We start from the raw sequence: 1,156 nt of genomic DNA on the forward strand, positions 1-1,156 counted from the left end.
TAACATCAAAATCATTGCAGTACCTTGCTACTTGATGAAATCCTGAGGAAAGTTTGGAGAGAATGCTAGACCTGTTCGATTCGTTCTTAACATACTTTGCATCAACTATTATGTAACGGCCTTCCGAAGATTTTAAAACAAGGTCGACCTCTCCACTAGCAGATGCGGGTTCAACAAAGAATTCAACACCCTGGTCCAATATATACTCTTGAACGTCAATCGCTAAGGCAACTTCACATTTTTTACCTTCTAATCCATTTTCAGCGAATTCACGCAGGCGATTCTTTCGAAACCACTCAGAACGTTGTTTATACTTTAACAGGATTGAATAGATAGAGTTTCTTTCATCTAAGTGTTCATCTAAATGCTCATATAGTCCATCTATCGCCACATCTCTTAAAACGGACACGGCATCATCAAATTTAATGTAAGCATCGTTGTTTAAGTATTCACCGAGACATGATATTACAAATTGCTGTTTCCTAGGCTCTAAGCTTTCCAGCCCAGAGATTCCTTGAACTATTAACCAGCACACTGATGAGTGTTTTAGGTTGGTTTCAGCGGTGTAAAATCCAGGGTCATAAGACCCGCTACAGTCGGGCACTTCATCTAACGTTTGTTTAATTCTCGCTACGTGCTCACCCTCAATTTTGGACAAATCTGCAACCACATAACGTAATAATGGATGATTTTTGATCCAGTGAACAAGCTGCCTACAAGAATTAACAAACATAGCATTTGGACAAGTTTGTGCCCGTCTGAATCTTGATCTTAAAAGATACCTAGTACGCTGTATCAAAAGCTGATCCATTTATTCAAATCCTTTAAACAAATTGTTGAGAGCTTTAGTAGCTCTTTGAACTCCACCCAAGTGGTCTTGCAAGTGGATATTTGAATGGCATCCTCTGCAAACCAAATATTCGCGTCTCTTTATTTGACCTAGCTGAACCCAATTACCCAGCTTGCATAACGGGCAGTCAATCTCTATTTCTTTTCGATCAAAATTTGGAATCGTAACATTAATAGAAATTTTCAATGTGACTCCTAAAGTGAGTTAACGCCCAAATAAGGGGCACAAACATGGCGGCTGTAATCCGAACGAAGTGACACAGCCGCCGTGTTTGTGTCCCAGCGAGTGAAGCGAGTGACTTAATTT

At 39.9% G+C, this 1,156-nt stretch carries 1 protein-coding gene; it reads right to left on the bottom strand.

Annotated elements, in window-relative coordinates; translation table 11 throughout:
* A partial coding sequence (locus CEX98_RS22285; RefSeq protein WP_143484395.1) for a hypothetical protein occupies positions 1–811 on the bottom strand: 811 nt, incomplete at its 3' end.
* Positions 812–1,156: the final 345 nt, after the last annotated feature.

It is taken from the genome of Pseudoalteromonas piscicida (assembly GCF_002744175.1).
Taxonomy (GTDB): domain Bacteria; phylum Pseudomonadota; class Gammaproteobacteria; order Enterobacterales; family Alteromonadaceae; genus Pseudoalteromonas; species Pseudoalteromonas piscicida_B.